We start from the raw sequence: 22,001 nt of genomic DNA, 5'->3' as shown, positions 1-22,001 counted from the left end.
AGGGCCTGGACGACCTTGCCCATGGCGCGGTAGCCCTCGGCGATCTCCTCCGGGACGACCGGGTCCAGCGGCAGCTGCTCGGCGCCCTTCTCCGCCAGGACACGCAGCACGTCCTGGATGGTGGCGAAGGCGACGGGCAGGTCGTCGGCGAGGGCCTGGAACTCGATCATGTTCTCGGGGTCGAAGGTGGTCGCGGCCTGCAAGAGGACGTCGGCGGCGGAGGAGAGGCTGAAGGTGGCGGCGGTGCCGTCGAGGTCGGTCACGGTGGTGGGCTCCTTCACGGTGGGCTTGCCAAGGGTGATCGGGTCGGCGGTGCGGGTGCGGCCCGGGGCGGTGCCGATGCGGGCGAAGAGGCTGGCCGTGTCCACGACCCACGCGCCGACGGCAGCCGGGGTCGGGCTGGGGCGGCCGGGGACGTTGACGCTCTGCGCGGGGACCGGCACGTCGGGCAGCGAGCCCCCGGCCTGGCCGGCGGCGGGTCCGGCGGTGCCCCGGATCGCGGCGTCCCGGGCCTCCCGCACGGCGCGGGCACGGGCCGCCATCCGGGTCCAGACGCGGCGCATGTGGCCGGCGACCTTGCCCTTGTGGTGCCAGTTGCCGACCGCCGCCGACGCGAGACCGACCAGCCCGGTCGCGGCCACGGCGCCGGCCATCCGAGCACGGTGGCGCATCGCGGAGCGGCGCAGAGCCTTCGCCTGCACCGGGGACACGCCCCCACGGCCGAGGGACGCCGAGGCGGGGCTCCTGGAGACGGCCCCGGCGCCGGTGGCCGGGTCGATCCCCGCCGCCCGTTCGGCCTTGGCCTGGCCCTTCTCGACCCGCCGGGCCGTACGCTCGGCGACCCTCGCCAACCGCTCGTCCCTGCGCGCGGCCCGGCGGACACCCCCCGGATCGGCGGCGGCCCCAATCGCGCCGGAGCGGTGCGCGCCGGCGGCCCTGGCCAGAGTGTGGGCGGCGCCGGACGCCACCCGGTGCCGCAGCCCGTTCCCGGACCGGCCGGCCTTCCCGGGGCGGCTGTTCAGCGTTCCGGGGGCGGAAGTGCCGCCGGACGCTCCGGCGGCGGTGTTCCGGTGAGTGGTCGGTGACGACGTGGTGGCCGGTCGGCCCATGGCGGACGGTCCTTTCCGGGGTGCGGCAGGCTGGGCGGGGACGGACGCGGACCGATGGAGCGTGCCGCCGCCGCGGGCGCCCGCAGCCCCGTGACGGCCCTGCGCGGAGCCGGAGGTGGAGCCACCGGCCGGCGGTGCGGTGCGGCGGCTGGCGGCGGGGGTGAAGACACCACCCGCCCCCGCACGCTGGGCGGTGACGGCCCGTCGTACGGCGGCGTTCGGGGTGCGTTGGCGGGCGGTGCGGGCCCGGCGGGCCAGGCCGCCGATCGCGGCCGCCCCGGCAGCGGCCCCGGCCACGGCCAGGGTGGCCGGGCCACCGAGGGACAGGGCCCCGGCGCCGAGGCCGCCGAGCGCGTTCGCCACGGCCACCGCGAGCGGCACCCCGGGCACCGCCCCGGCCGGCACGGCGGCGGGCGCCGCCGGGGCGGTGGCGGGCGGCGGGGCCTGGGGATCGGGGACGACCTCGACCGGGGCCGGGGCCGGGGCAGAGGATTCGGACACGACGGTGCCTCCAGTCTTCACTGCCGGGCCGGGGAGACGGCGTCACCGGTGGCGGTGCGCTCGACCACGGGCTTGGCCAGGTCGCGATGGGTGAGGGTGACCCGGGTGCCGGTCTTGCCCAGGCGCCGGGCCAGCGCCATGGCGACGGTCGGGGCGCGGTGGCGGCCGCCCGCGCAGCCGACGGCGACGGTCAGCGGCGCCTCGGTGGGGCCGGCGTCGAACGCGTCGACCAGCAGCGCGGTGGCGGTGATCAGCTCCCGGATGCCCGGGGTGGCCATCACCGCCTGGCGAACCGGCAGGTCGTGGGCGTTCATGTAGCGCAGGGCCGGGCGGACGTGCGGGTCCAGGAAGTGCCGGCGCAGGTCCAGCGTGAGGTGCGCGGCGGGCGGGTCGCCGTGGAGATAGCCGAACGAGACGACGTTGATCTCGGTCAGAGCCATGACGGGGTCTCCCTTGCGGAAGTGGCAGCGGTGCAGGTCAGAGCAGTGGGGATCAGATGTCGTCGCAGCGGATCTCGTAGCAGTCGGTGCAGATCGGGATGATCCACTCCTCGTTGTTGACGTCCTGCGCGAACGGGTCCGCGCAGGTCTCGACGTCCGGCTTGCTCTCGCCGCAGAAGTAGCAGCAGTCCATGGCGGGTCCTTCCTGGTCAGGCCGCGACGGCCTGCGGGTGGTAGCCGGAGGCGAGCAGGTCGGCGGCGTCGGACCGGCGCTGGGAGGCGGTGGCGAGGGAGACGTCGAGGGCCTCCGCGATGGCCTGGAGGGTGACGCCGTCGGGGTTGCCGTCGCCGTCGGCGAGGATCATGCGGGCGACCCGGCGGGTGGCGCGGGCGGCCGGGGTCAGCTTCGCCGCGTCCTCGGCTTCAACCGCGCGCAGCTCGATTTCAGCGGCGCGGGCCCGTGTTTCAAGCGCGCGCAGGAGGGAGGCCCCGGAGGCTTCCTCGTCCTCGATCCGGGCGCGCTCGGCGGTGGCCGCAGCCTGGCCGGCTTCGGCCGCGCGGCGGCGCGTTTCAGCGGCGCCTTCCTCGGTTTCAGCCGCAGCCTTGGCCGTTTCAGCGGCGCGCAGACGGGCGGCCTGGGTGGCCTCTTCGTCCTCGGCCCGGGAGCGCTCGGCGGTGGCGGCGAGGCGCTCCGTTTCGGCGGTGCGGAGCCGCGTTTCAGCGGCAGCGCGTTCCATTTCAGCGGCGGCCTGGTCGGTTTCGGCGGCGTGCTGGCGGGCGTCGGCGGCCTGCTGCTCGGCCGCTGCGGCCTTCAGGTCGTCCTCGGCCTGGTCGAGCCGTTCGGCGACCTCAGCTTCGCGGCCGGCGGCCAGGGTTCGGGCGTGGGCGTGGGCCTTGGCGGTCGCGGTCTCGGCGCCGACGTCGTACCCGGCGGCCTCCACCCGGCCGGCCGTGCGGAGCGCGGAGATCTGGGCGTCGGCGGCGCGGGCCTCGGCGCGGGCCGTGACCTCGGCCTCGAACGTTGCCGTGCGTTCGGTCCGCAGCCGGGCCTGCTCCTGGGCCTCCAGGGGCAGGGCGAGGGCCTGGTCCACGCTCAGCCCGAACGGGGCCATGGTGAGGGGAAGCAGCAGGTCGGACGGCACGTTCTTCAGGTCTTTGCCGTGCTCGCGCTCCAGCATGACCTGGTAGACGATCCGCTCCTGTTCCAGCTCGACCGCGCGGGCGTAGGACGGGATGCGGTACAGGCGCATCTGCCGGTACAGCCGCGGGGTGCGGACCGGGGAGAGCAGCCAGCGGTGCAGCGGCACCCCGTCCGACTGGTGGCCGGCCTCGATCCGGGTGATCCGGATGACCAGGCGCCGCCCGGCCTCCACTGCCGCGACGAACATCACCGGGATGACCGCGTGCATCGCCGTCCCGGTCGGATCGGCCAGCAGCGGCCCGGCCGAGGCGGCGTTGAAGTAGATCGTCGCGGCGGTGAAACCGTGCGCCAGCAGCCGGAGTACCGGCCACGGGGTGCCCCGGCGGATCAGGTGCAGGTCCATGGCGAGCAGGGCCACGATGCCAGCGTCGACACCGACCGGGAACGCGTAGCTGAAGTCCCCGAAGGCGTGCCTGAAACCGAGATCCCGCAGCGCGGCGTAGGAGCCGGAGAAGCCGATCCCGGCGAGCACCGCACCGCCCACCGCGGCTAGCACCGTGAGGCCCAGCATCAGCCTCTCCGGGGCGCTGGCCCGCGTGGTTGAAGCGGGGCCAGCCGGGGTTGAAACGGCCGCCGGTGCGGCCATGGTGGTCACGCGGCCACCCGCTCGACGCTCGCGGTGCGGCGGATGACCGCCGGCCGCCGCAGCGGCACCGGCGCCGTGCTCAGCAGCCGCTCGGCGTAGGCGGCCAGCTCCGGGTCCTCCCGGCGCAGGTCCGCCAGGACGTCGACCGCGGCGTCCACCCGGGCCGCGCGCTCCAGGCCGCTCTCACCAGGCACCCCGGCGAACAGCCGGGTGAACTCCGAGTCCACGCCGAATGCCAGCTCGGCGAACTCCTCCGAGTTAAGGGCGCGTTGGCCTGCGACAATGTTCCTCATGGGTTGTGATTCCCCTCAAGCGGCACGGCCCTGAGCGGCTCCGGTGTGCCAGCACCGGAGCCGCAGCCGTAGTGGATGGTGTGGATCGGCGCTCTACGAGCGTCCGCGGAACCCGGCGTGCCGCCGCCGAAGCGGGCGCACGCCGGGAGCCGTGATCGCTGGTCGAGGTGCCTCACCGGCCAAGGGCGCGGTGAGGCGGCCTATGGGACTCGCGGGTGATCACGTTCATCGGGACCTCCTTTCTGTTCGAGTGATCAAGGGATTCGCACTGCAAGGGGGGCCACGCCCCCACTCTCCGGCCGTTGCTCGCGGTCGCCGGGCCACCTCGCCAGTCAGGGCCGAAGCCCCTATCCCCTGGCCTTTGCGGAGATTGCAGCGTCCTCCGCCTCAGCTCGCAGCCACCCGTTCAGGCGGCCGCCGCCCCAAACGTCGGGGCGCGTTGGTGCAGTTCAGAGCAGCCCAAAGAAGGGCCAGCCGTTCATCCGCCTCGCCATGCGAGACATGTTGAACATGTCTCTTACGATGACGAAGAGCCGACGCTGCGTCAAGTCCTTCGCTTGGTTCGGTCGGAAGTCTCCGACCGCGCATCACTAGATTCGGTTCTGACGGCCTGTCGAGATACGGCGCCCCTGGACGGCCTCAGTCCAGCTTCGATACCGTCAAGTCGTCCCAGATCGTCCAACCGTCGCAACGTCGTCCAGGGAGGACGAGATGGCGAACGAGAGGCTCAGAGGCGCGGTCCTCGCAAGCAACCTGACGATTGAGGAGATTGCTCAACGGCTGGGCGTGAGCTCGCGGACCGTCGAGCGCTGGATCGAGGAGAAGGACCAGCGCCGGCCGTACCGCCGCTTCCAGTACGCGCTTGCCAACCTGCTCCAGTGCAACCTGTCCGATCTCTGGCCGGACGAGCAGAGCAGCAGTAAGACGGCCGAGGCTGGTCGGGCTGAGCTGGTGAAGCTGTACCCGCATCGCGCGGTGGTCCCGAAGGAGCTGTGGACCTCCCTGTACGAGAAAGCCACGCAGCGCTTCGACCTGGCCGTCTACGCAGGCTTCTGGCTCTCGGAAGACCCGCTGTTCTTCCGGCTCATCCGGGAGAAGGCGCAGGCCGGCGTGCCCGTGCGGCTGATGCTGGGCGACCCCGATTGTGTTGGGGTGGCCCAGCGGGGCGCGGACGAGGGGATCGGTCCTGCCATGGCAGGCAAGATCCGCAACGCGCTGGCCAACTATGCGCCGCTGTTCGGTCTGCCGGGCGTCGAGTTCCGGCTCCACTCAACCACGCTCTACAACTCGCTCTACCGGGCAGACGACGAGATGCTCGTCAACGGCCATGTCTACGGTGTCGGCGCCTACCTTGCTCCCGTGCTCCACCTGGCCCAGATCCCTGGTGGTGAGCTGTTCAGCACCTATGCCGCGAGCATTGAACGGATCTGGGAGGGGGCCAGGACGATCACCTCCCCAGCTCTCGAAAGTGAGGCAGCATGAGCCGTACTGACTACTTCCACGATCCGGCTGCCCCGCCAGCCAACTCGGTAGTGCCGTCGGTCACCGCAGTGGTCACGGACGACGTTGGACGGTTGCTGTTGATCCACAGGACGGACAACAACCTCTGGGCGCTTCCCGGTGGCGGCCACGACATCGGCGAGTCCGTCGCGGAATCCGTTGTCCGTGAGGTGCGCGAAGAGACCGGGATTGAGGTCGAGGTCGTCGCGGTCTCCGGGCTGTATACGGACCCCAGACACGTGATGGCCTACGACGATGGAGAGGTCCGGCAGCAGTTCTCGATCTGCTTCAAGGCGCGTCCGCTTGGCGGCAGTCTGCGGACGAGCGAGGAGTCGAAGGAGGTCCGCTGGGTGGACCCAGCGGACCTCGACGACTTGGACATTCACCCGTCGATGCGGCTTCGGATCAAGCACGGTCTTGAGGCTGACCGGGTCCAGCCGTACATCGGCTAGACGGTAGCCCTGACCTGGCCCAACCGATTCTCGACACGACGTGCGGCTGCATCGATCTCCGGCTCCGCGCGACGAATGAAGCGGCCGACGACGCTGTCCGGTCCGTATCGCCCAACGATCTCGGCGATCCTGGCCGGCGTGGTGGTCGCCGCGCCGTCCGGCGTGGTGGTCATGTCGCAGTAGATCAGCGCGTCCACCAGGTGAGGCTCCTCCAAGGGGAACTCCGCTTCCAGCTCTTGCCGCAAGCCGCGTTCCTCGGCTTCGAGCAGGGCGCACGAGTGGTGGGCGACCAAACGGACGACGCGCTCGTCAATGTTCTCGGTGCGCAGGAACCGCGCGCCGTCGAGCGGGTGGAACCCGGTGTCGGCGACCCGGGGCGAGTACCCGATGTCGTGAAGAACCGCCGCCGACTCCAACAACTCGGCGTCAGGGCCGAGGATCGTGGCCAGCGCGCGGGCCCTGCTCGCCACGCCCTGGGAGTGGGCCCAGCGGCGCGGGAGGTCGGTGGACAGGAGGGATTCAGCAAGGTCGTAGGCCCACATGGTGGCGTCCGTTCCTGGGTGGTTGCGGTCAGGCTTGTGCTGCTGGCAATGCTCGGACGTGTCGTCCCTTTCCGTGCCGCACTTCGAGAACTCCGGCGCCTTCCAGTTGGGCCAAGGCGCGCCGGACAGTGCCGCGAGATGCTCCGGTTTGCTCGGTGAGGTCCTTCTCTGAAGGGAACGCGTCTCCCACGTTGAGCGCCTTAGCCAGCGTGGTGAGCTGTTCAAGGACTGTGGGCTTGCTCTCCAGGCCAGCAACCGCCCACCCAACGCCGGGCCGTGACTCGATCAGACCCTCAGCCTTTAGCACCTTCAAGGCGCGGTCCACCGTCGTTCGGGCGACACCGTGTGCTGCCATCAGTTCCGCTTCCGAGGGAAGCGATGCCATCGTGGAGTTTCCGCTGATCTCGGCGCGCAAGGCGTCGGCGATCCGCAGGTACGTTCCACGCGGGCTCCGCTCGGGCACTGGCCGCTCCTTCCATAGGGTGAATACCTAGACAGGATGAACGACGCAGGTGGGAAGGGGCCACCCTTCAGGACAGTGGTTGTCGCAGGGGGCTCCGCAGCCACCTGATAGAGCTTCCAGTACGGCCGTGGGCCAGTTGTGGGCCAGCCTCTCCAGGCAGGCCGCATCGCCGAGGCTCCGGTTGAGGTCGGGAGCATTTCGAGTGGCGTCGTGGATCTGATCTTGAAAACTGTCGTGGCGTGACCCGTCACCGTGGGTTCGAATCCCACGCTCTCCGCCGGTAGGAGAACCACCTGCTCAAGGCGGGTGCCGGAAGCTTCCGGCACCCGCCTTCTGCGTTTCCGGGCCGGGGGAGCGGTGTCCGCTTTCACCTGAACGGGGGGTTTGGGGCGGAGGTGTCCTCTCGCGGGGCGCGAGGTCTCGTTTGTCGGGAGTGAGGGGCGGACCGCCCCGGGCCCGGCGAGGAGAGACGGATGGCCTGGTACCCCGGCGCTGAGAAGATGGAGCTCCAGCCCGAGTCGGACGCGCAGCCGGCGATCGTGCCGACGCAGGTGATCTTCCACAGCATCGCGGCGCCGTGGACGCCGCGGCGCATGTACGAGTACTGGCGGGACTCGACCAATCTGGAGTCCCACTTCGGGGTCGGCTACGACGGGCACGTGGGCCAGTTCATCGGCACGCAGACCCGCGCCGACGCCAACATGTACGCCAACCGGCGACCGGACGGCACGGGGGCGGTGAGCATCGAGTCGGCCAGCAACGACCAGCACACCGATCCGTGGACGGACGCGCAGGTCGCGGCGCTGATCGCGCTCGGGGTCTGGCTGCACCGGCAGCACGGGATCCCGGTGCGGATCTGCCGCAGCGCCGACGACCCGGGCTTCGGGTACCACCGGCTGTTCCCGGACTGGTCGGACGGCGGCACCGCGTGCCCGGGCGACGCGCGGGTGCAGCAGTTCCTGGCCGTGGTGCTGCCCGGTGTCGCGGCGGCCGTGGGCGGGACGGGTACGCCGCTGCCGCCGCCGCGTTCGGACAGCGGGCCGGCCCGGTACCGGGTGACCATCAACGGTCTGGAGTACGGCTACGGCGCGCACGGCCCGCAGGTCCGGGAGGTCGGCGAGGCGCTGGTCGCCGCGGGCCACGGCTCGCACTACACGGTCGGCCCGGACGAGGACTGGCGCGACGCCGACACCCTCAACTACCAGGACTACCAGCAGAGTCTGGGCTACTCGGGGTCCGCCGCGGACGGCGTGCCGGGCGAGGACTCGCTGCGCCGGCTGCTCGGCCGGCTGCCCTCGCCGTACCGGGTCTCGCTGGCCCACGTCGTCGCGGCGGCGCGGACGGACCCCGGCGCCGAGCAGGGGCACCAGACCTACGGCGGCGAGGTCCGGATCGTCGAGCAGGCGCTGGCGGACGAGGGGTTCCTGGAACAGCGCTGGGTCGACGGCTCGCTCGGCACCATGACGGTGCAGGCGTACGCGGCGTTCCAGCGCAGCCTCGGCTACGCGGGCTCCGACGCGAACGGCATCCCCGGGCAGCGCAGCCTGCGGGAACTGGGCCGGCGACGGGGGTTCGACGTGACCGACTGAGCCGCGGCGGAGCGCCACAGTGCGGGCGGCGGCCGGGGCGGGGTGGGCCGGGCGGCCGGCAACCGGGAAGGGGAGGCAGGAGGGGGAGGCGGAGCGCGGTGCTTGACCATGACACGGTGTGAGGGTCTGCACTGGAGGCATCATGTTCAACATCGGAGACTTCGCCAAGCACGGCCGGGTGTCGGTCCGCATGCTGCGCCACTACGACGCGATCGGGCTGCTGCGCCCGGCCCGTGTCGACCCGGCCAGCGGCTACCGCTCCTACGAGGCCGCCCAACTCGCCCGGCTCAACCGCGTCATCGCGCTCAAGGACCTCGGCTTCACGCTGCAGCAGGTGCTGGCCGTCCTGGACGAGCGGGTGGACGCGGCCGAGCTGCGCGGGATGCTGCGGCTGCGGCGGGCCGAACTCGCCGCGGCGATGGCGGCGGACGCCCAGCGGCTGGCCCGGGTCGAGGCGAGGCTCCGGACGATCGAGAGCGAGGGAACGATGTCGGTGCACGATGTCGTGGTGAAGCGGGTGCCGTCGGTGCGGGTGGCGGAGCTGACGGCCGTCGCGGCGAGTTACGAACCGGAGGACATCGGGCCGGTGATCGGCCCGCTGTTCGCCGAGCTCTGCCGCCGGCTGGCGGAGGCCGGGGTGGAGGAGGCCGGTCCGTCGTTGGCCCGCTACGAGGACGTTCCGGACGGCGACGGCGCGGTGCTGATCCGGGTGGCGGTCCCGGTCGCGAAGGCCGTGACCGGGGAGGGGGAGTCCGGCTTCGCGGTGGTCGACCTGCCGGAGATCGCGGAGGCGGCGACCATCGTGCACCGCGGTTCGATGGACGACGCGGTGGGTGCCTTCCAGACGCTGGCCCGCTTCATCGCCGAGAACGGCTACCGCTCCGCGGGGTACGCGCGTGAGCTGTACCTGGAGTGCCCGGACAGCCAGGCGGACTGGGTGACGGAGTTTCAGGAGCCGGTGGTCCGCGCGTAGTCGGTGCGGGACCGGTGCGGGACCGGTGCGGGGTGGGCTGCGGCCGGTTTGCCCTCGACCAGGTCGAGGGTCCTACGGTCGGCAGGCATGGCGACGACCAGCACCACCGAAACCACGCCCGCCGGTCCTCCCGGTTCTCCCGGTCCTCCTGATCCTTCCGATCCATCCGATCCATCCCGTCTTTCCCGCCCTCCTGGTACCGCTGCCGCACCGGCGCGGCGGGCGGCGCTCCCCGGGCCGTACCTGCTCTGGCTCGTCGGCTCCCAGGCCGGCCTGCTGGGTGACGCGGCGCTCTACTTCGCGCTGGGCTGGGCCGCGTCCGCCCACGGCGGGGGTGCGGCGGGCCTGGTGCTCACCGCGATCACGGTGCCGCGCACCGTCCTGGTGCTGCTGGGAGGCGCGGTGGCGGACCGGTTCGGGGCGCGCCGGGTGATGCTCGCCGGGGACGCGGTGATGCTGGGTGCCACGCTGGCCCTGGCGGCGGCCGCGTCCGGCTGGGGCACGCCGCTGCGGCTGCTGGTCGTGGCGGCCGTCGTGATCGGCACCGTCGACGCGTTCTACCTTCCGGTGAGCGGGTCGATGCCGCGCCGCCTGGTGGGCGCCGGGCAGCTGTCCCGGGCGCTCGCGCTGCGGCAGGCGGGCGGGCAGGTCGCCGCGCTGCTCGGGGCGCCGCTGGGCGGCGTGCTGGTCGCGCTGGGCGGGCTGTCCGGGGCGGCGCTGGCGGATGCGGTGAGCTTCGGGGTCGTCCTGCTGGTGCTGCTGCGGGTGCGGCCGCAGGAGGGGCGGGACGAGCGGGAAGAGCCGGACGGGCGGGAAGAGCCGGACCGGAGGGAGCCGGGGCAGCCCGGGGACTCCCCGGGGCTGCTGCGCGAGGCGGCCGACGGCGTCCGGCTCGCGTTGGCCGACCCGCTGCTGCGGGCGGCACTGCTACTGACCGGGGCCGCCGCCGGAGCGCTGCTGCCGGTCGTCTCGTTGCTGGCGCCGCTGCTCGCCCGGACGCACGGCTGGGGTGCCGGGGCCGCCGGACTGGTGGCCGGTGGACAGGGCGCCGGGGTCCTGCTGGTGGCCGGTCTGATCGCCTGGCGAGGTGCCCTGCGGCGGGCCGGGGTCGGGGCGGCCGCCGGTCTCTGCTCGGCCTCGGCGGGGATCGCGCTGCTGGCCTGGGCGCCCGGCGTGCCGGTGGCGGTCGCCGGCGGCGTGGTGGCCGGGGCGGGCTCGGGCCTCTTCGCCTGCCACCTCGGCCCGCTGGTCCTCGGCGGGGCCCCGACCGGCCATCTCTCCCGCATGCAGGCACTGTTGACGCTGGTGCAGAGTGGCGCCCTGGTGCTGTCGACGGGCCTGCTCGGCGTCCTCGCCGACGCGGCCGGCCCCCGCTGGCCGACGGCGCTCTGCGCATTGGCGACCGGCGCGGCAGGGCTCGTCGCGCTGACGTCGGCCGCGCTGCGCCGGGCCTGACGGGCGTCGCTGCCTGACGCCGCCGTGCAGCCCGATGTGCGACACGGCTGCGTGGCCCGGATGCGTGGCCCGCTGCACTGCGTCTGCCGGCGCCCCTGCCTCCTGCCCCTGCCCCTGCCCCTGCCTCCAGCTCTGCCTCTGCCGGTGCGGAGGGTGTGGGCCATCCTCCGTCCGGGGCGGGCCGGGCCGGAGCGGCGTACTTGCCGGTCGTCCGGCCGCCGGGCAGAGTGCGGGCAGAGGCGACGGGCGGCGTACGACCGCGCGGCCCGCGGCCGGGCACCAGCGGCCGACGGGCGGTGTACGACGGTCGGGCGGCGCGTGAACAGGGCGGCGTACCGCCGGACGGCGTGCGCCGGGTGGCGATCGGAGGCGGCGATGAGTGATCTGACGGACCGACTGGCACAGGGGCTCCCGCCCGGCGCACTGGTGGTGGATCCGGATGTGATGGCCGCCTACAGCCATGACATGGCGGGATTCTGTGCCGCCGGCACCCCGGCGGTGGTGGTCTTCCCGGAGACGGTCGAGCAGGTGCAGCACATCCTGCGGATCGCCACCGAGCTGCGTGTCCCGGTGGTGCCGCAGGGCGCCCGGACCGGGCTCTCCGGCGCGGCCAACGCCGTCGACGGCTGCATCGTGCTGTCGATGGTCAGGATGAACCGGATCCTGGAGCTCGACCCGGTGAACCGGATCGCGGTGGTCGAGCCCGGTGTGGTGAACGCGGAACTGTCGCGCGCAGCAGGAGAGTTGGGTCTCTCCTATCCGCCGGACCCGTCCAGCTGGGAGTCCTGCACGATCGGCGGCAACATCGGCACCGGCGCGGGCGGCCTCTGCTGCGTGAAGTACGGCGTCACCAGCGAGTACGTGCTCGGGCTGGACGTGGTGCTGGCGGACGGGAGGCTGCTCTCCACCGGGCGCCGGACGGCCAAGGGCGTCGCCGGCTACGACCTGACCCGGCTGCTGGTCGGTTCGGAGGGCACGCTGGGGGTGGTGGTCCGGGCAGTGGTTGCTCTGCGTCCCGCTCCTGCACCGCAGTTGGCGCTGGTCGCGGAGTTCCCGAGCGCGGACGCGGCGGGCGCCGCGGTCTGCGAGGTGATGGCGCGCGGGCTCACGCCGTCGCTGATGGAGCTGATGGACTCGGTGAGCATCCGGGCGGTCAACGAGCTGGCGCAGATGGGGCTTCCGGAGTCGACGCAGGCGCTGCTGCTGGTGGCCTTCGACGGAACGGATCCGGCGGCCGAGCTGGCGGTGGTGGGGGAGATCTGCCGGGCGGCCGGCGCGACCGAGGTGGTACCGGCCGACGACCAGGCCGAGTCCGAAATGCTGCTGGAGGCAAGGCGGTTGGCGCTCCCGGCGCTGGACCGGCTGGGCACCACGATGATCGACGACGTGGCGGTGCCGCGCTCCCGGCTCGCCGAGATGCTGAACGGCGTGGCCGCGATCGCCGAGCGGCACGAGCTGACCATCGGGGTGGTGAGCCACGCCGGCGACGGCAACACGCACCCGATCGTCATCTTCGACGCCGCCGATCCCGAGGAGTCGGCGCGGGCGCAGCGGTCCTTCGACGAGATCATGGCGTTGGGGCTGGAGCTGGGCGGCACGATCACCGGGGAGCACGGGGTCGGGCTGCTGAAACGGGACTGGCTGGCGCGCGAGTTGGGGCCGGTGGCGGTGGAGCTCCAGCGCCAGGTGAAGGCGGTCTTCGACCCGCTGGGCATCCTCAATCCCGGGAAGGCGGTCTGAGTCGCGGGCCGGGTCGCGGGCCGGGTCGCGCTCTGGGGCGCGCTCTGAGTCGGGCTCTGGGGCGCGGGCTGAGCCGTGGCGCGGGGGTTGAGTCGTGACATGGCCCGCGGGAAATAGGATTGTTTGAACAGTCACAGGATGGCTGGATATATCGACACGGTACGGTCGCGCGACCTTGAGGGGCGCGAAGGGGGCGGGATTCGCACCAGGGTGGTGCGAAGGGTTCTCCGTGTGCCCCCCGTGCGCTCTTCGCGGCGGCCTCCTGGCTTGCCATCGTTCGGGCGAAATCCCAGGTGGATGATGGTGTGTCGGCGCGCTTTCCGATTGGGATGCCGTTATTCCTCGCTGCCCCGGATATCACGCTAACGGGCGAAACTGCTGCCCCGAGGTGGTGCTTTGTCGATTTGTTGCGGAAGTCTGTCCCTCGGCGTCGCAGCCCGCTGGTGTTCGTCTGGCCGACGAACTCCCGCATTCAATGCACGAATACCCGATTGACAGCTTTTTGGAGGCAGACCCATGGCTCGTATCCACATCCGCAATCGAAGTCGCCGGCTTGCCGGTCTTCTGGTCGCCGCTCCGCTCGCGGCCGGTCTGCTGCTCGCGGGTGCCGGATCCGCCGCCGCCGACAACGGTGCGGCGGCCAACGACGGCTCCAGCAGCGGCGTGGTGTCGAACGTCGGGACGGGGAACGTCTTCGGCTCCGTCGACGGCAACTACGTCTCCACCCAGCAGACGGCCACCGGCGCCGGTGCCTCGAACCAGGCCAACACCCTCGCGGTGAAGGACAACACGGGCGTCATCCTGGCCGGCCAGTCCAACAAGAACGTCAACCTCGTCTTCGCCCCGGTCTTCCACTGACTCTTCCCCTGGGCGTTACGGGTACCACCACCGCCGGCGGGGGCGCCGGGGGTGGGTGACCGCGGGTGATCTGAGCATCCACGGTGGGGATCGAAGCGAGACGACTCGATGCAGGGAACGACCGGGTAGCGGAAAGGGTCACCGCGAACCGGCCTCGTGGGCGGTGCCGATCGACGGCACCGCCCACCAGCGCGTCCGGGGACGGGCCCTCCCGGTACGCACCGGCGCCCGCCCGGGCGCGTGCCCGACCGGCTGTCCGGCCGCCCGCCCGGGTGCGTGCCCGACCGTCCCGTCCGGCCGCCGCGAACCCCGTCGGGCCAGGGCGCGCGCGGAGCCGTCACCCCTCGGCGGTACGGTTGCGCTCCGACAGCGCACCCCGTGCCCGGGCCCCCGGAGGCCCGTCCGGCGAGGGCTGCGGCCGCGGCAACCGGAAGGAAGGTGCGATGGCAGCGGAGGAGGAGGGCCTGAAGGGCCCGGGCGAGGCCAGGCCTGCACCGGGACCGGAGACGAGGCCCGAACCGCGGCTGGAGCCGAGGCCCGAGCCCAGGTCCGTACCCGAGCTGCTGCTCGGCCGTCCGCCGATGGCCCGCCCGCTGCCGTCCTTCGACGCCGAGGCGGCCCCGGCCGAGCCCGGCCCGCTCTTCGTCGACTGGCTCGCCACCGCCCTCGCGGCCGGCGTGCTGGACCCGCAGGTCGCCACCCTCTCCACGGTCGACGCCGACGGCCTTCCGGACGCCCGGGTGCTGGTGCTGCGCGACGTGGACGCGGCCGGCACCGGCTGGGTCTTCTCGGCCGCCGCCGACAGCCCGAAGGGCCGTCAGCTCGCCGACCACCCGGCCGCCGCGCTCACCCTCTACTGGCCGCCGCTCGGCCGCCAGGTCAGGGTCCGGGGCACCGTCGAGCGTGCCGCCGACCAGGTCGCCGGCGCCGAGTTCGCGACCCGCTCCCCGGATGCCCGGATCGGCGCGCTGGTGGGCCGGCAGAGCGAGCCGCTGGCCTCCCTGGCCGAGTACGACGAGGCGGTCGCGGTCGCCCGCCGCCGTCTGGAGGCCACCCCGGACGCGGTCGCCGCGGGGCACGCCGTCTACACGCTCTGGGCCCACGAGGTGGAGTTCTGGCAGGGCGACGCTGACCGCCGCCACGTCCGGCTGCGCTACACCCGGACGGGGCCGGTCCGCACCCCGGAGTGGTCACGGACGCTGCTCTGGCCGTAGGTCGCCGGCCGGGTGCGCGCCTGCTGGTGAGGCGCCGGCCGGTTGCGCAGGCCGGTGAGGCGCAGGCCGACGCCCCGCCGCGCTCGGCTCAGCGCCGCCCGGTCAGGGTGGCCCCGACGCTGGCGGCCACCACACAGCCGATTCCGGCCAGCTGCGCCGCACCGAGCAGCTGTCCCAGCACCACCAGCCCGACCAGTGCACTGACCGCCGGCTCCAGGCTCACCAGCACGCTGAAGACCCGCTGCGGCATCCGCCGCAGCGCCGTCATCTCCAGCGCGTACGGGATCACCGGCAGTAGCAGCGACACCCCGGCGACCGAGAGCAGCAGCACCAGCGGCGAGGCGCCCGGCGCGGTCAGGCCGTCCCAGGCCTGGCCGAGCCCGAACGGCGCCAGCGTCAGCGCGCCCACCGTCATCGACACGGCGAGCCCCTGGAAACCCTGGAAGGCGGCGCCGACCTTGTCCGTGAACAGGATGTACGCGGCGTAGCAGGCGGCGGCGCCGAAGGCGTACACCAGGCCGACCGGGTCCAGCCCGGCCCCGCCGCCGCCCTCGCCGAGCAGGGTCAGCAGGGCCACGCCGCCCGCCGCCAGCAGCGCCCAGACCAGGTGGCTGGCCCGGCGCGCGAAGACCAGCGCGACCGCGAGCGGACCGAGGAACTCGATGGTCGCGGCGGTGCCCATCGGCAGCCGGTCGATGGCCCCGGCGAACAGCAGCGTCATCCCGGCGGAGGCCATGCCGAGCAGGCCGGCCGCGGCGAGGTCGCGCGGACGGCGGCCCCGCAGCCGGGGCCGGGTGGCGGCGAGCAGGATCGCCGCTGCGAAGCCCAGCCGGAGGAACGTCGTGCCGCTGACCCCGAGCGGGCCGAACAGCGGCTTGGAGAGTGCGATGCCGAGCTGGACCAGGAACATCGCGGTCAGACAGAAGAGCGGCGCCGGGATCCTCTCCGGGCGCCGCAGGAAGTTCGGGAACCGCCGGCCGGTGGGCCGGCCGGGCTGCGTGCCTGGTGGTGTCTCGGAGCCGGGCGCCCCGCCTCGTCGCCAGCCACCGCGCTCGCCGGCGGGCTCGCCCTTGGGGGCGGGCGGCATGGCAAGGGCCTCGGCGACGGCGACGGCCGGCGTCGGGGCGGTGGTTTCGCTGGGGTTGAGCGTGGGCATAGTGGCGAGTTTGCCGTAAGGAGTGACGTGGCTGCAAGCTCGTTACCAGAATCAGGACGGATGTGGACGGGTGCGCCCGAAAGGGTGGGCTTCTCCAGCGCCCGCGGCGCGGCTGCCGCATTCGTCCGATGGTCCGTCAGTATCAATGCCAGGTGCGCTATCTCCGCCCGGCGGCCGTGGCCGCCGCCTCCCTCGTCCTCCTGCTGGCCATCGACGGGACGGATGTGGGCGCCCCGGCGGCCGCCGCCGTGCCCCGCATCCGGGCCACCGTCCTTCCCGACCTGGCCGGACCCCCACCCGCCCGCACCCGCGAAGCCTTCAGCGGTGCCGCCTTCGACGCCTGCACCGCACCGCCGCTCGAAACCCTCCGCGCCTGGCGCGGCGTCTCCCCGTACGGCGCGCTCGGCATCTACACCAGCGGTACCCAGCGCGGCTGCACCCAGCCGAGGCTCACCGCCGACTGGGTCCGCCAGGCGCGTGCGATGGGCTGGCGGTTCCTCCCCGTGCACGTCGGCCTCCAGGCGCCGTGCAGCGATCTCAAGAACAAGCCGAACCGCATCGACCCGGCCCGCGCCGCCCAGCAGGGCCGGGACGAGGCGGGCGAGGCGGTCAGCGGCCTCATGGCCGTCGGGTTGGGCACGGGCAGCCCGGTCTTCCTCGACATCGAGGCGTACCCGGTGAACGACCCCGTCTGCGGGCAGGCCGTCGTCGACTTCACCCTCGGCTGGACCCAGGCCCTGCACGCCGCCGGCTTCCGTTCCGGTTTCTACTCCAGTCTCGACTCGGGCATCGCCGACCTCGCCGCCGCCGCCCGCGCCGACAGCTCCCCGATGCCCGACACCCTCTGGTACGCCCGCTGGAACGACCAGGCCGACACCGCCGGCGGCGGCGCCCTCACCCCCGAGCTCTGGATCGACCACCAGCGGGTCCACCAGTACCACGGCAACGTCGAGGAGACGTACGGCGGCGCCACGCTCACCATCGACCGCAACCAGGTCGACGCCCCGCTGGCGGGCTGACGGTCCAGGACCGCCGGGTGGATAGGGTGTCCCGTTGACTCGATCGGCTCGATCACCTCCATCGGCAGAGCGTGATCGAGCCGAGCGCGATCAGGCAGAGGGGGACGGGCGTGTCGGACGGTCAGGGGTACTACGGCGGGGCGGGCGGGCACGACGGTGTGCCGCAGCCGAACCCGTACGCGCAGGGGGTTCCGCCCCCCAACCCGTACGGGCACGGCGGTGTGCCGCAGCCGAACCCGTACGCCCAGGGGGTTCCGCAGCCGAACCCGTACGGGCACGGCGGCGCGCCGCAACCCAACCCGTACGCCCAGCCCGCCCCCGCCCCCGCTCCCGCCCCCCAGGGCACCCCGTACCCGCAGCCGGTCCCCGCGCAGCCGGTCCCCGCGCAGCCCGTACCCGCGCAGTTCGTGCCGCCGCAGCCCGTGCCCGCGCAGCCCGTGGGCGGGTACCCCGCGCCTGCCGTGCCGCAGTCGGTGCGCGCTCCCGCGCCCCCGAGCACCGACTACCCCGGCCCGGCGCCGCGCCGCAGCCGGACCGGTGTGCTGGTCCAGTTCACCCTCCAGTGGATCTACGCGCCCCTCTGGATCGCGGCCCTGGTGTCCCTCATCGTGATCCTGCTCTGGACGGGTGCCAGCGGTCCGACCGGCTCCGACTCCTGGCTGAAGGTCAACCGCACGTTCATCCCGCCGCGCCGTCTCAAGGCCGAACTCACCGGTCGGCCGGACGTCTGGGAGCGGTACCTGACCCCGATCCTCGAACGGCGGATCCGCGAGGCCGAGGCGAGGCACGCCGCCGGCGACGGTGAGGTCGGCGACGACCTCACCCGCACGATGCGGGTCAAGTTCTCCGTCCGCCTCTACCGGGGCCTCGGCGCGGCCGGCGTGGTCCGGCTCGCCGAGCGGTACGGCTGGGAGGGCGGGTCCGTCGGGGGCGACCTGGACCGGGTCTGGATCCGCCGCGTCTTCCCCGCCCCGCCCCGGGTGCCCGCTCCCGGCCCGCAGGACCCGCCGGCCGCCCCCGGCACGCCGTGGGGTCCGCGACCGGGCAGGTTCGCGCTCCTGCTGCCGCTGATGTTCGTGCTGCAGATCGTCTACGTCCCCGTCTACGGGCTGCTCAACCTGCTGGCCTTCTGGGTGACCCACCACGAGCCGGACCACTGGGAGCGCTGGGGCGCCCGCTGGACGGTCGGGCCGCGCGCCTTCTGGGCGGAGCTGTCCGGCAGCGCCGCCGCCTGGGACCGCCACATCCGCCGCATTCTGGCCCGCGACACCCGCCTCAAGCCCGGCTCCGCGGGCCCGGCCCTTCCGCGGCGCATCCAGATCAACCTCGCCACCTACCGCGGCGCCGGGGCTCAGCAGGTCCTGCGCATCGCCGCCGAACAGGGGTACGTCCTCGACCCGGCCTACACCCCGGAGCCCGAGGCCTGCGTCCGCCTCTACCGGCCGGACCAGGGCTGACCTGCCGTCATCCAGCCTGCGGTTGTCGCGCCTGCGGTCATCCTGCCCGCCGGTGTCCCGTCCGCCGTTCTTCCGCTTGCCGTTGTCCCGCCCGCTGTCATCCGGTCTGTCGGTGGGCCGGGTCGGACCGTTCTCGTAAGACCACGGTCCGACCCGAAAGTGACGACCGTGCTCCGATGTGCCGGGGTGGGGCGTCGCCGCATTGTTGGCCCCATGAAACCCGCCGCGCCGCACTCCTCGACCTCCTCGGCCTCCTCGACCGTCTCCGCCCCCGCTCCTGCTCCTGCCTCCTCATCCACCTCAAGGGGCCCACGCCCCATGGCCCATGAGCCTCCCGCCACCTTCCCGGGCCGCTGGGTCGGCGGTGTCTCCCTCGTCGTCGGGCCGCTCCTGCTCCTGGCCGGTGTGCTGCTCCGCGTCCGGTACGACTTCTTCTACCCCTCCCAACTCCGCGCCTATGAAGGGCATCCCACCCTCATCGCCGCCTCCTACAGTGCCTTCGGGGCCGGTTGTGTCCTGCTCTCCCCGGGCATCGTGCTGCTCGCCTCCCGGATAGCGCGGCAGCGGCGCGAGCTGGCCCTGTGGGGTGGGACCTTGGCCGTCCTCGGCCTGTCCGCGCGGACCTTCCACGCGGGTGTCGACCACCTCGCGTTCCAACTCGCGGCACAGGAAGGCGCAGAGGCTGCGACCCGTACGGTCGGTCAGGCCTACGGCGCGTTCCACGTCTTCAGCACGCTCAACGCGGCCATCCTCGGCGGCTGGGTCCTGCTGGCCCTCGGCGCGCACTGGTCCGGGGTGCTCGGGCCGTGGCGGGCCCTTGCGCTGGCGCTGACGGCGGTGCTGCCGCTCGGGGTGCTGAAGGGGACGTCGCCGGGTTCGCTCGTCGCGGTGGCCGGGCTCTGCCTCGCGCTGGTCCCGCTCGGGGTCTCCGTCCTCCGGTCCGGTCCACTCCCGGCGCGTCGTGTGGTCGTCGGGCGGCTGCTGCTCGTCGGGGCCGCCGGCACGGCGATGTTCCTCCTCGGGCAGGCGGGGTGAGGCCGCGCAACTACGGTGGGGGGATGCGCTTGCTGCTCCGGTCGCATGCCGGCCATCTGATGGTGCTCGACTTAGGGGCGGCCGTCGTCATCACCCTCGCCTACGGGAGCCTGGCCGGCGCCGAACCGGTCGACGGGCTCCCCGTCTTCGGCGGGCCTGCCTGGCTGGGCTGGCTGGTGGCCGCAGGTGTCGGGATGCCGCTCGCCGTCCGGCGCCGCCGGCCGCTGCCCGTCCTTGCGGTGGTGCTGCTGTCCTCGGTGGCCGCCACCCTGCTGGACATCACCCGGGACCCGTTCGTCGCCACCGCCCTGGCCTGTTACCCGGTGGCCCTGTTGGAGCCGGCCCGGCGTTCCGCGGTCGCGATGGTGGTGACCCTGGCCGCGTCCGCCGCGGCGGTCCTGCTCGGCGAGGCGGTGGTCACGCCGGCCGGGTCGTGGACGGAGGCGGGCGCCACCGCGGCGTCGGTGTGCCTGGCCGTGGGCCTCGGCTGGGTCGTCGGCCGCTGGGTGCGCGAGCGCCGCGCGCTGGCGGCCGAGCAGGGCCGGGCGCTTGCCGATCAAGCTCTCGCAGACGAACGGCTGCGCATTTCAAGGGAGTTGCACGACATCGTGTCGCACAGCCTGAGCACGATCGTCGTGAAGGCCTCGATCGCCAACCACGTCGCCGCGGCCCGCCCGGAGGAGGCCCACGACGCCCTGCGGGTGATCGAGCAGACCGGCCGCGAGGCACTGGCCGAGATGCGCCGGGCCCTCGGTGTGCTGCGCGACGACGCCGGTGCAGCGGCGGAGTCGGCCTCGCTGGCCCCGGCGCCGGGGCTGGCCGACCTGCCACAGCTCGTCCGCCGCGCCGAACAGGCGGGCGTCCGGGCCAGGCTGCGGGTCCGCGCCCCCGGGCACCTCCCGGCCGGGATGGAGCTCGCCGTCTACCGCATCGTCCAGGAGGCACTGACCAACGTGGTGAAGCACTCCGGAGCAGGCACCCGCTGCCAGGTCTCGGTCGGGACCGGTACGGCCGGAGAGGTCCTGATCGACGTCCTCGACCACGGCCCGCCGTCCGGGGCCCCCACCCCCGACCGGACCGGGCTCACCGGCGGTCACGGCCTGCTCGGCATGCGCGAGCGCGTGCTGATGTACGGCGGCTCGCTCACCGCCGAGCCCCGCGTGGGCGGCGGCTTCGTGGTCTCGGCCCGGCTGCCGCACCCCCGACAGGGAGCGCTCGCATGACCACCCCCACCTCCTCCGGCCCCACGTCGTCCGGTCCCACCTCCTCCGGTCCGACGTCCACCTCCGGTCCCACCTCCTCCGGCCCGACGTCCACCTCCGGCTCGGGGTCCTACAGTCCCGCGTCCACCTCCGGCTCCGGGTCCTCCGGCCCGGTCCGTGTGCTGGTGGCGGACGATCAGGCGCTGCTGCGGGGCAGCTTCAAGGTGCTCATCGAGACCGCCCCCGGGCTCGTCGCCGTTGCCGAGGCCGGCACCGGAGCGGAGGCGGTCGCACTGGCCCGCCGCCACCGGCCGGACGTCATCCTGATGGACATCCGGATGCCCGGCATGGACGGCATCGCCGCCACCCGCGAGATCTGCGCCTCGCCCGACACGGCAGGCACCCGGGTCCTGATCCTGACCACCTTCGACCTCGACGAGTACGTGTTCGCCGCGCTGCGCGCCGGCGCGGCCGGGTTCCTGCTCAAGGACACCTCGCCGGACGCCCTGCTCGGGGCCATTCGGACCGTCGCAGAGGGCGAGGCGCTGCTCTCCCCGTCGGTCACCCGCCGCCTGATCGCCGAGTTCGCCCGCCTTCCGGACGCCCGGGGGCCCTTCGCCGGAGCTCTCGACGGCGTGACCGGGCGGGAGCGGGAGGTCCTGACCCTGATCGCCCGCGGCCTCTCCAACGCCGAACTCTGCGAGCACCTCCACCTCAGCCCCGGGACGGTCAAGACCCACATCGGCCGCCTCCTGGCGAAGCTCGACGCGCGCGACCGTGCCCAGTTGGTGATCGCGGCCTACGAGTCCGGGCTCGTCTCCGCCCCTACTCCTTCAGGCCGAGCGTCAGCCAGCCGAGCCCCCCGCAGTCCCGGCAGGTCTCCGTGATGTGCCCCGTTCCCGACCGGTCCGCCCGCACCCCCAGCCGCGCCCGCGTCCGCACCCCACCGGAACAACACGGACAGGGCACCCGGAACCCGCCCGCCCCCCGATCAACCCGGCGGTCCTCATGACTGTCGCTCATGCCCACCAGTATCGCCCGCCCCACTCGCCCCCTCCTGTTGTTCCGCATGTTCCCCGGAGCGGTGGAACCGCGGCGAAGCCGTGATCCGTGCAACGGGGTCAGGATGCTGACATCGGGAGGGTGGAGAGGCACAATCGGGCTCGACTGCCCGCATTACCGGTGAGTAGACGAATGGTGGTGCAGTCGCAGCCGC

At 73.3% G+C, this 22,001-nt stretch carries 20 protein-coding genes and 1 pseudogene; 13 read left to right on the top strand and 8 right to left on the bottom strand.

Translation table 11 applies throughout. The features are described 5' to 3' along the window. From ACFC1F_RS29685 to ACFC1F_RS29665, 5 genes and pseudogenes are all read right to left on the bottom strand, one after another. Positions 1-1,610: pseudogene (locus ACFC1F_RS29685) on the bottom strand (hypothetical protein); the annotation flags it as partial. Positions 1,611-1,627: 17 nt separating this feature from the next. Beyond that, positions 1,628-2,050, bottom strand: a complete 423-nt coding sequence (locus ACFC1F_RS29680; protein ID WP_376162873.1) for an ATPase — start codon at positions 2,048-2,050, stop codon at positions 1,628-1,630. Between the two features lie 52 nt (positions 2,051-2,102). After that, positions 2,103-2,243: a hypothetical protein gene (locus tag ACFC1F_RS29675; protein WP_376162871.1), complete on the bottom strand. Its 141-nt coding sequence runs from the start codon at positions 2,241-2,243 to the stop codon at positions 2,103-2,105. A 16-nt stretch (positions 2,244-2,259) separates the two neighbouring features. Then, entirely contained in the window at positions 2,260-3,762 is a 1,503-nt protein-coding gene (locus ACFC1F_RS29670; RefSeq protein ID WP_376162868.1) for a DUF2637 domain-containing protein, read from the bottom strand. A gap of 80 nt (positions 3,763-3,842) precedes the next feature. Then, a complete protein-coding gene (locus ACFC1F_RS29665; protein ID WP_376162866.1) occupies positions 3,843-4,130 on the bottom strand; it encodes a hypothetical protein in 288 nt (95 codons plus the stop codon). A 711-nt stretch (positions 4,131-4,841) separates the two neighbouring features. Here ACFC1F_RS29665 and ACFC1F_RS29660 point away from each other — a divergent pair. Beyond that, positions 4,842-5,612, top strand: coding sequence for a helix-turn-helix domain-containing protein (locus ACFC1F_RS29660; RefSeq protein ID WP_376162864.1), 771 nt, complete (start codon positions 4,842-4,844; stop codon positions 5,610-5,612). Next, a complete protein-coding gene (locus ACFC1F_RS29655; RefSeq protein WP_376162861.1) occupies positions 5,609-6,082 on the top strand; it encodes an NUDIX domain-containing protein in 474 nt (157 codons plus the stop codon). The genes ACFC1F_RS29660 and ACFC1F_RS29655 overlap by 4 nt, the downstream gene beginning before the upstream one ends. On the opposite strand, the gene ACFC1F_RS29650 is transcribed toward ACFC1F_RS29655, so the two are convergent. Together ACFC1F_RS29650 and ACFC1F_RS29645 are read right to left on the bottom strand one after the other, a co-directional pair. Then, entirely contained in the window at positions 6,079-6,624 is a 546-nt protein-coding gene (locus ACFC1F_RS29650) for an HD domain-containing protein (protein WP_376162859.1), read from the bottom strand. The genes ACFC1F_RS29655 and ACFC1F_RS29650 overlap by 4 nt on opposite strands. Positions 6,625-6,652: 28 nt before the next feature. Further along, on the bottom strand, positions 6,653-7,087 hold the full coding sequence (locus ACFC1F_RS29645) for a GntR family transcriptional regulator (protein WP_376162857.1): 435 nt from the start codon (positions 7,085-7,087) through the stop codon (positions 6,653-6,655). A gap of 473 nt (positions 7,088-7,560) precedes the next feature. Between ACFC1F_RS29645 and ACFC1F_RS29640 the strand changes: the two genes are divergently transcribed. The 6 genes from ACFC1F_RS29640 to ACFC1F_RS29615 all read left to right on the top strand — a co-directional run bounded on the left by ACFC1F_RS29640 (position 7,561) and on the right by ACFC1F_RS29615 (position 14,916). Next, complete coding sequence (locus ACFC1F_RS29640; RefSeq protein WP_376162855.1) at positions 7,561-8,676, top strand: peptidoglycan-binding protein; 1,116 nt, start codon at positions 7,561-7,563, stop codon at positions 8,674-8,676. 142 nt (positions 8,677-8,818) lie between these two features. Beyond that, entirely contained in the window at positions 8,819-9,649 is an 831-nt protein-coding gene (locus tag ACFC1F_RS29635; protein ID WP_209416450.1) for a MerR family transcriptional regulator, read from the top strand. An 87-nt stretch (positions 9,650-9,736) separates the two neighbouring features. After that, entirely contained in the window at positions 9,737-11,104 is a 1,368-nt protein-coding gene (locus ACFC1F_RS29630; RefSeq protein WP_376162853.1) for an MFS transporter, read from the top strand. 375 nt (positions 11,105-11,479) lie between these two features. Next, the gene (locus tag ACFC1F_RS29625) at positions 11,480-12,844 is read left to right on the top strand and encodes an FAD-binding oxidoreductase (protein ID WP_376162851.1); all 1,365 of its coding nucleotides are present in this window, start codon (positions 11,480-11,482) and stop codon (positions 12,842-12,844) included. 516 nt (positions 12,845-13,360) lie between these two features. After that, positions 13,361-13,702, top strand: a complete 342-nt coding sequence (locus tag ACFC1F_RS29620) for a hypothetical protein (RefSeq protein ID WP_209416447.1) — start codon at positions 13,361-13,363, stop codon at positions 13,700-13,702. Between the two features lie 443 nt (positions 13,703-14,145). Next, positions 14,146-14,916 carry a pyridoxal 5'-phosphate synthase gene (locus ACFC1F_RS29615; RefSeq protein WP_241002682.1) on the top strand — a complete coding sequence of 257 codons (771 nt, stop codon included), beginning with the start codon at positions 14,146-14,148 and terminating at the stop codon, positions 14,914-14,916. Between the two features lie 88 nt (positions 14,917-15,004). On the opposite strand, the gene ACFC1F_RS29610 is transcribed toward ACFC1F_RS29615, so the two are convergent. Continuing rightward, the gene (locus ACFC1F_RS29610) at positions 15,005-16,072 is read right to left on the bottom strand and encodes a DMT family transporter (RefSeq protein WP_376162849.1); all 1,068 of its coding nucleotides are present in this window, start codon (positions 16,070-16,072) and stop codon (positions 15,005-15,007) included. A gap of 152 nt (positions 16,073-16,224) precedes the next feature. Between ACFC1F_RS29610 and ACFC1F_RS29605 the strand changes: the two genes are divergently transcribed. From ACFC1F_RS29605 to ACFC1F_RS29585, 5 genes are all read left to right on the top strand, one after another. After that, positions 16,225-17,091 carry a DUF1906 domain-containing protein gene (locus ACFC1F_RS29605; protein ID WP_376162847.1) on the top strand — a complete coding sequence of 289 codons (867 nt, stop codon included), beginning with the start codon at positions 16,225-16,227 and terminating at the stop codon, positions 17,089-17,091. Positions 17,092-17,201: 110 nt separating this feature from the next. Next, positions 17,202-18,548 carry a hypothetical protein gene (locus ACFC1F_RS29600; protein ID WP_376162845.1) on the top strand — a complete coding sequence of 449 codons (1,347 nt, stop codon included), beginning with the start codon at positions 17,202-17,204 and terminating at the stop codon, positions 18,546-18,548. Between the two features lie 318 nt (positions 18,549-18,866). Continuing rightward, positions 18,867-19,583 (top strand): hypothetical protein, encoded by a 717-nt coding sequence (locus ACFC1F_RS29595; protein ID WP_376162843.1) that lies wholly within the window; start codon positions 18,867-18,869, stop codon positions 19,581-19,583. 23 nt (positions 19,584-19,606) lie between these two features. Beyond that, positions 19,607-20,806: a sensor histidine kinase gene (locus ACFC1F_RS29590; protein WP_376162841.1), complete on the top strand. Its 1,200-nt coding sequence runs from the start codon at positions 19,607-19,609 to the stop codon at positions 20,804-20,806. Next, positions 20,803-21,672 carry a response regulator gene (locus ACFC1F_RS29585; RefSeq protein ID WP_376162838.1) on the top strand — a complete coding sequence of 290 codons (870 nt, stop codon included), beginning with the start codon at positions 20,803-20,805 and terminating at the stop codon, positions 21,670-21,672. Before ACFC1F_RS29590 ends, ACFC1F_RS29585 begins: the two co-directional genes overlap by 4 nt. Positions 21,673-22,001: the final 329 nt, after the last annotated feature.

Origin of the sequence: Kitasatospora sp. NPDC056181, assembly GCF_042266225.1 — a bacterium.
In the GTDB taxonomy this organism is placed as follows: domain Bacteria; phylum Actinomycetota; class Actinomycetes; order Streptomycetales; family Streptomycetaceae; genus Kitasatospora.
The sequence above is the reverse complement of the archived record's forward strand: the minus strand, read 5'-3'. Positions and strand labels throughout refer to the sequence as shown.

What these genes read in the sequence shown, in the direction of transcription:
- ACFC1F_RS29680 (WP_376162873.1), bottom strand. Translation starts at nt 2,050, where the DNA reads ATGGCTCTGACCGAGATCAACGTCGTCTCGTTCGGCTATCTCCACGGC.
- ACFC1F_RS29675 (WP_376162871.1), bottom strand. Translation starts at nt 2,243, where the DNA reads ATGGACTGCTGCTACTTCTGCGGCGAGAGCAAGCCGGACGTCGAGACC.
- ACFC1F_RS29670 (WP_376162868.1), bottom strand. Translation starts at nt 3,762, where the DNA reads ATGCTGGGCCTCACGGTGCTAGCCGCGGTGGGCGGTGCGGTGCTCGCC.
- ACFC1F_RS29665 (WP_376162866.1), bottom strand. Translation starts at nt 4,130, where the DNA reads ATGAGGAACATTGTCGCAGGCCAACGCGCCCTTAACTCGGAGGAGTTC.
- ACFC1F_RS29660 (WP_376162864.1), top strand. Translation starts at nt 4,842, where the DNA reads ATGGCGAACGAGAGGCTCAGAGGCGCGGTCCTCGCAAGCAACCTGACG.
- ACFC1F_RS29655 (WP_376162861.1), top strand. Translation starts at nt 5,609, where the DNA reads ATGAGCCGTACTGACTACTTCCACGATCCGGCTGCCCCGCCAGCCAAC.
- ACFC1F_RS29650 (WP_376162859.1), bottom strand. Translation starts at nt 6,624, where the DNA reads ATGTGGGCCTACGACCTTGCTGAATCCCTCCTGTCCACCGACCTCCCG.
- ACFC1F_RS29640 (WP_376162855.1), top strand. Translation starts at nt 7,561, where the DNA reads ATGGCCTGGTACCCCGGCGCTGAGAAGATGGAGCTCCAGCCCGAGTCG.
- ACFC1F_RS29635 (WP_209416450.1), top strand. Translation starts at nt 8,819, where the DNA reads ATGTTCAACATCGGAGACTTCGCCAAGCACGGCCGGGTGTCGGTCCGC.
- ACFC1F_RS29630 (WP_376162853.1), top strand. Translation starts at nt 9,737, where the DNA reads ATGGCGACGACCAGCACCACCGAAACCACGCCCGCCGGTCCTCCCGGT.
- ACFC1F_RS29625 (WP_376162851.1), top strand. Translation starts at nt 11,480, where the DNA reads ATGAGTGATCTGACGGACCGACTGGCACAGGGGCTCCCGCCCGGCGCA.
- ACFC1F_RS29620 (WP_209416447.1), top strand. Translation starts at nt 13,361, where the DNA reads ATGGCTCGTATCCACATCCGCAATCGAAGTCGCCGGCTTGCCGGTCTT.
- ACFC1F_RS29615 (WP_241002682.1), top strand. Translation starts at nt 14,146, where the DNA reads ATGGCAGCGGAGGAGGAGGGCCTGAAGGGCCCGGGCGAGGCCAGGCCT.
- ACFC1F_RS29610 (WP_376162849.1), bottom strand. Translation starts at nt 16,072, where the DNA reads ATGCCCACGCTCAACCCCAGCGAAACCACCGCCCCGACGCCGGCCGTC.
- ACFC1F_RS29595 (WP_376162843.1), top strand. Translation starts at nt 18,867, where the DNA reads ATGGCCCATGAGCCTCCCGCCACCTTCCCGGGCCGCTGGGTCGGCGGT.
- ACFC1F_RS29590 (WP_376162841.1), top strand. Translation starts at nt 19,607, where the DNA reads ATGCGCTTGCTGCTCCGGTCGCATGCCGGCCATCTGATGGTGCTCGAC.
- ACFC1F_RS29585 (WP_376162838.1), top strand. Translation starts at nt 20,803, where the DNA reads ATGACCACCCCCACCTCCTCCGGCCCCACGTCGTCCGGTCCCACCTCC.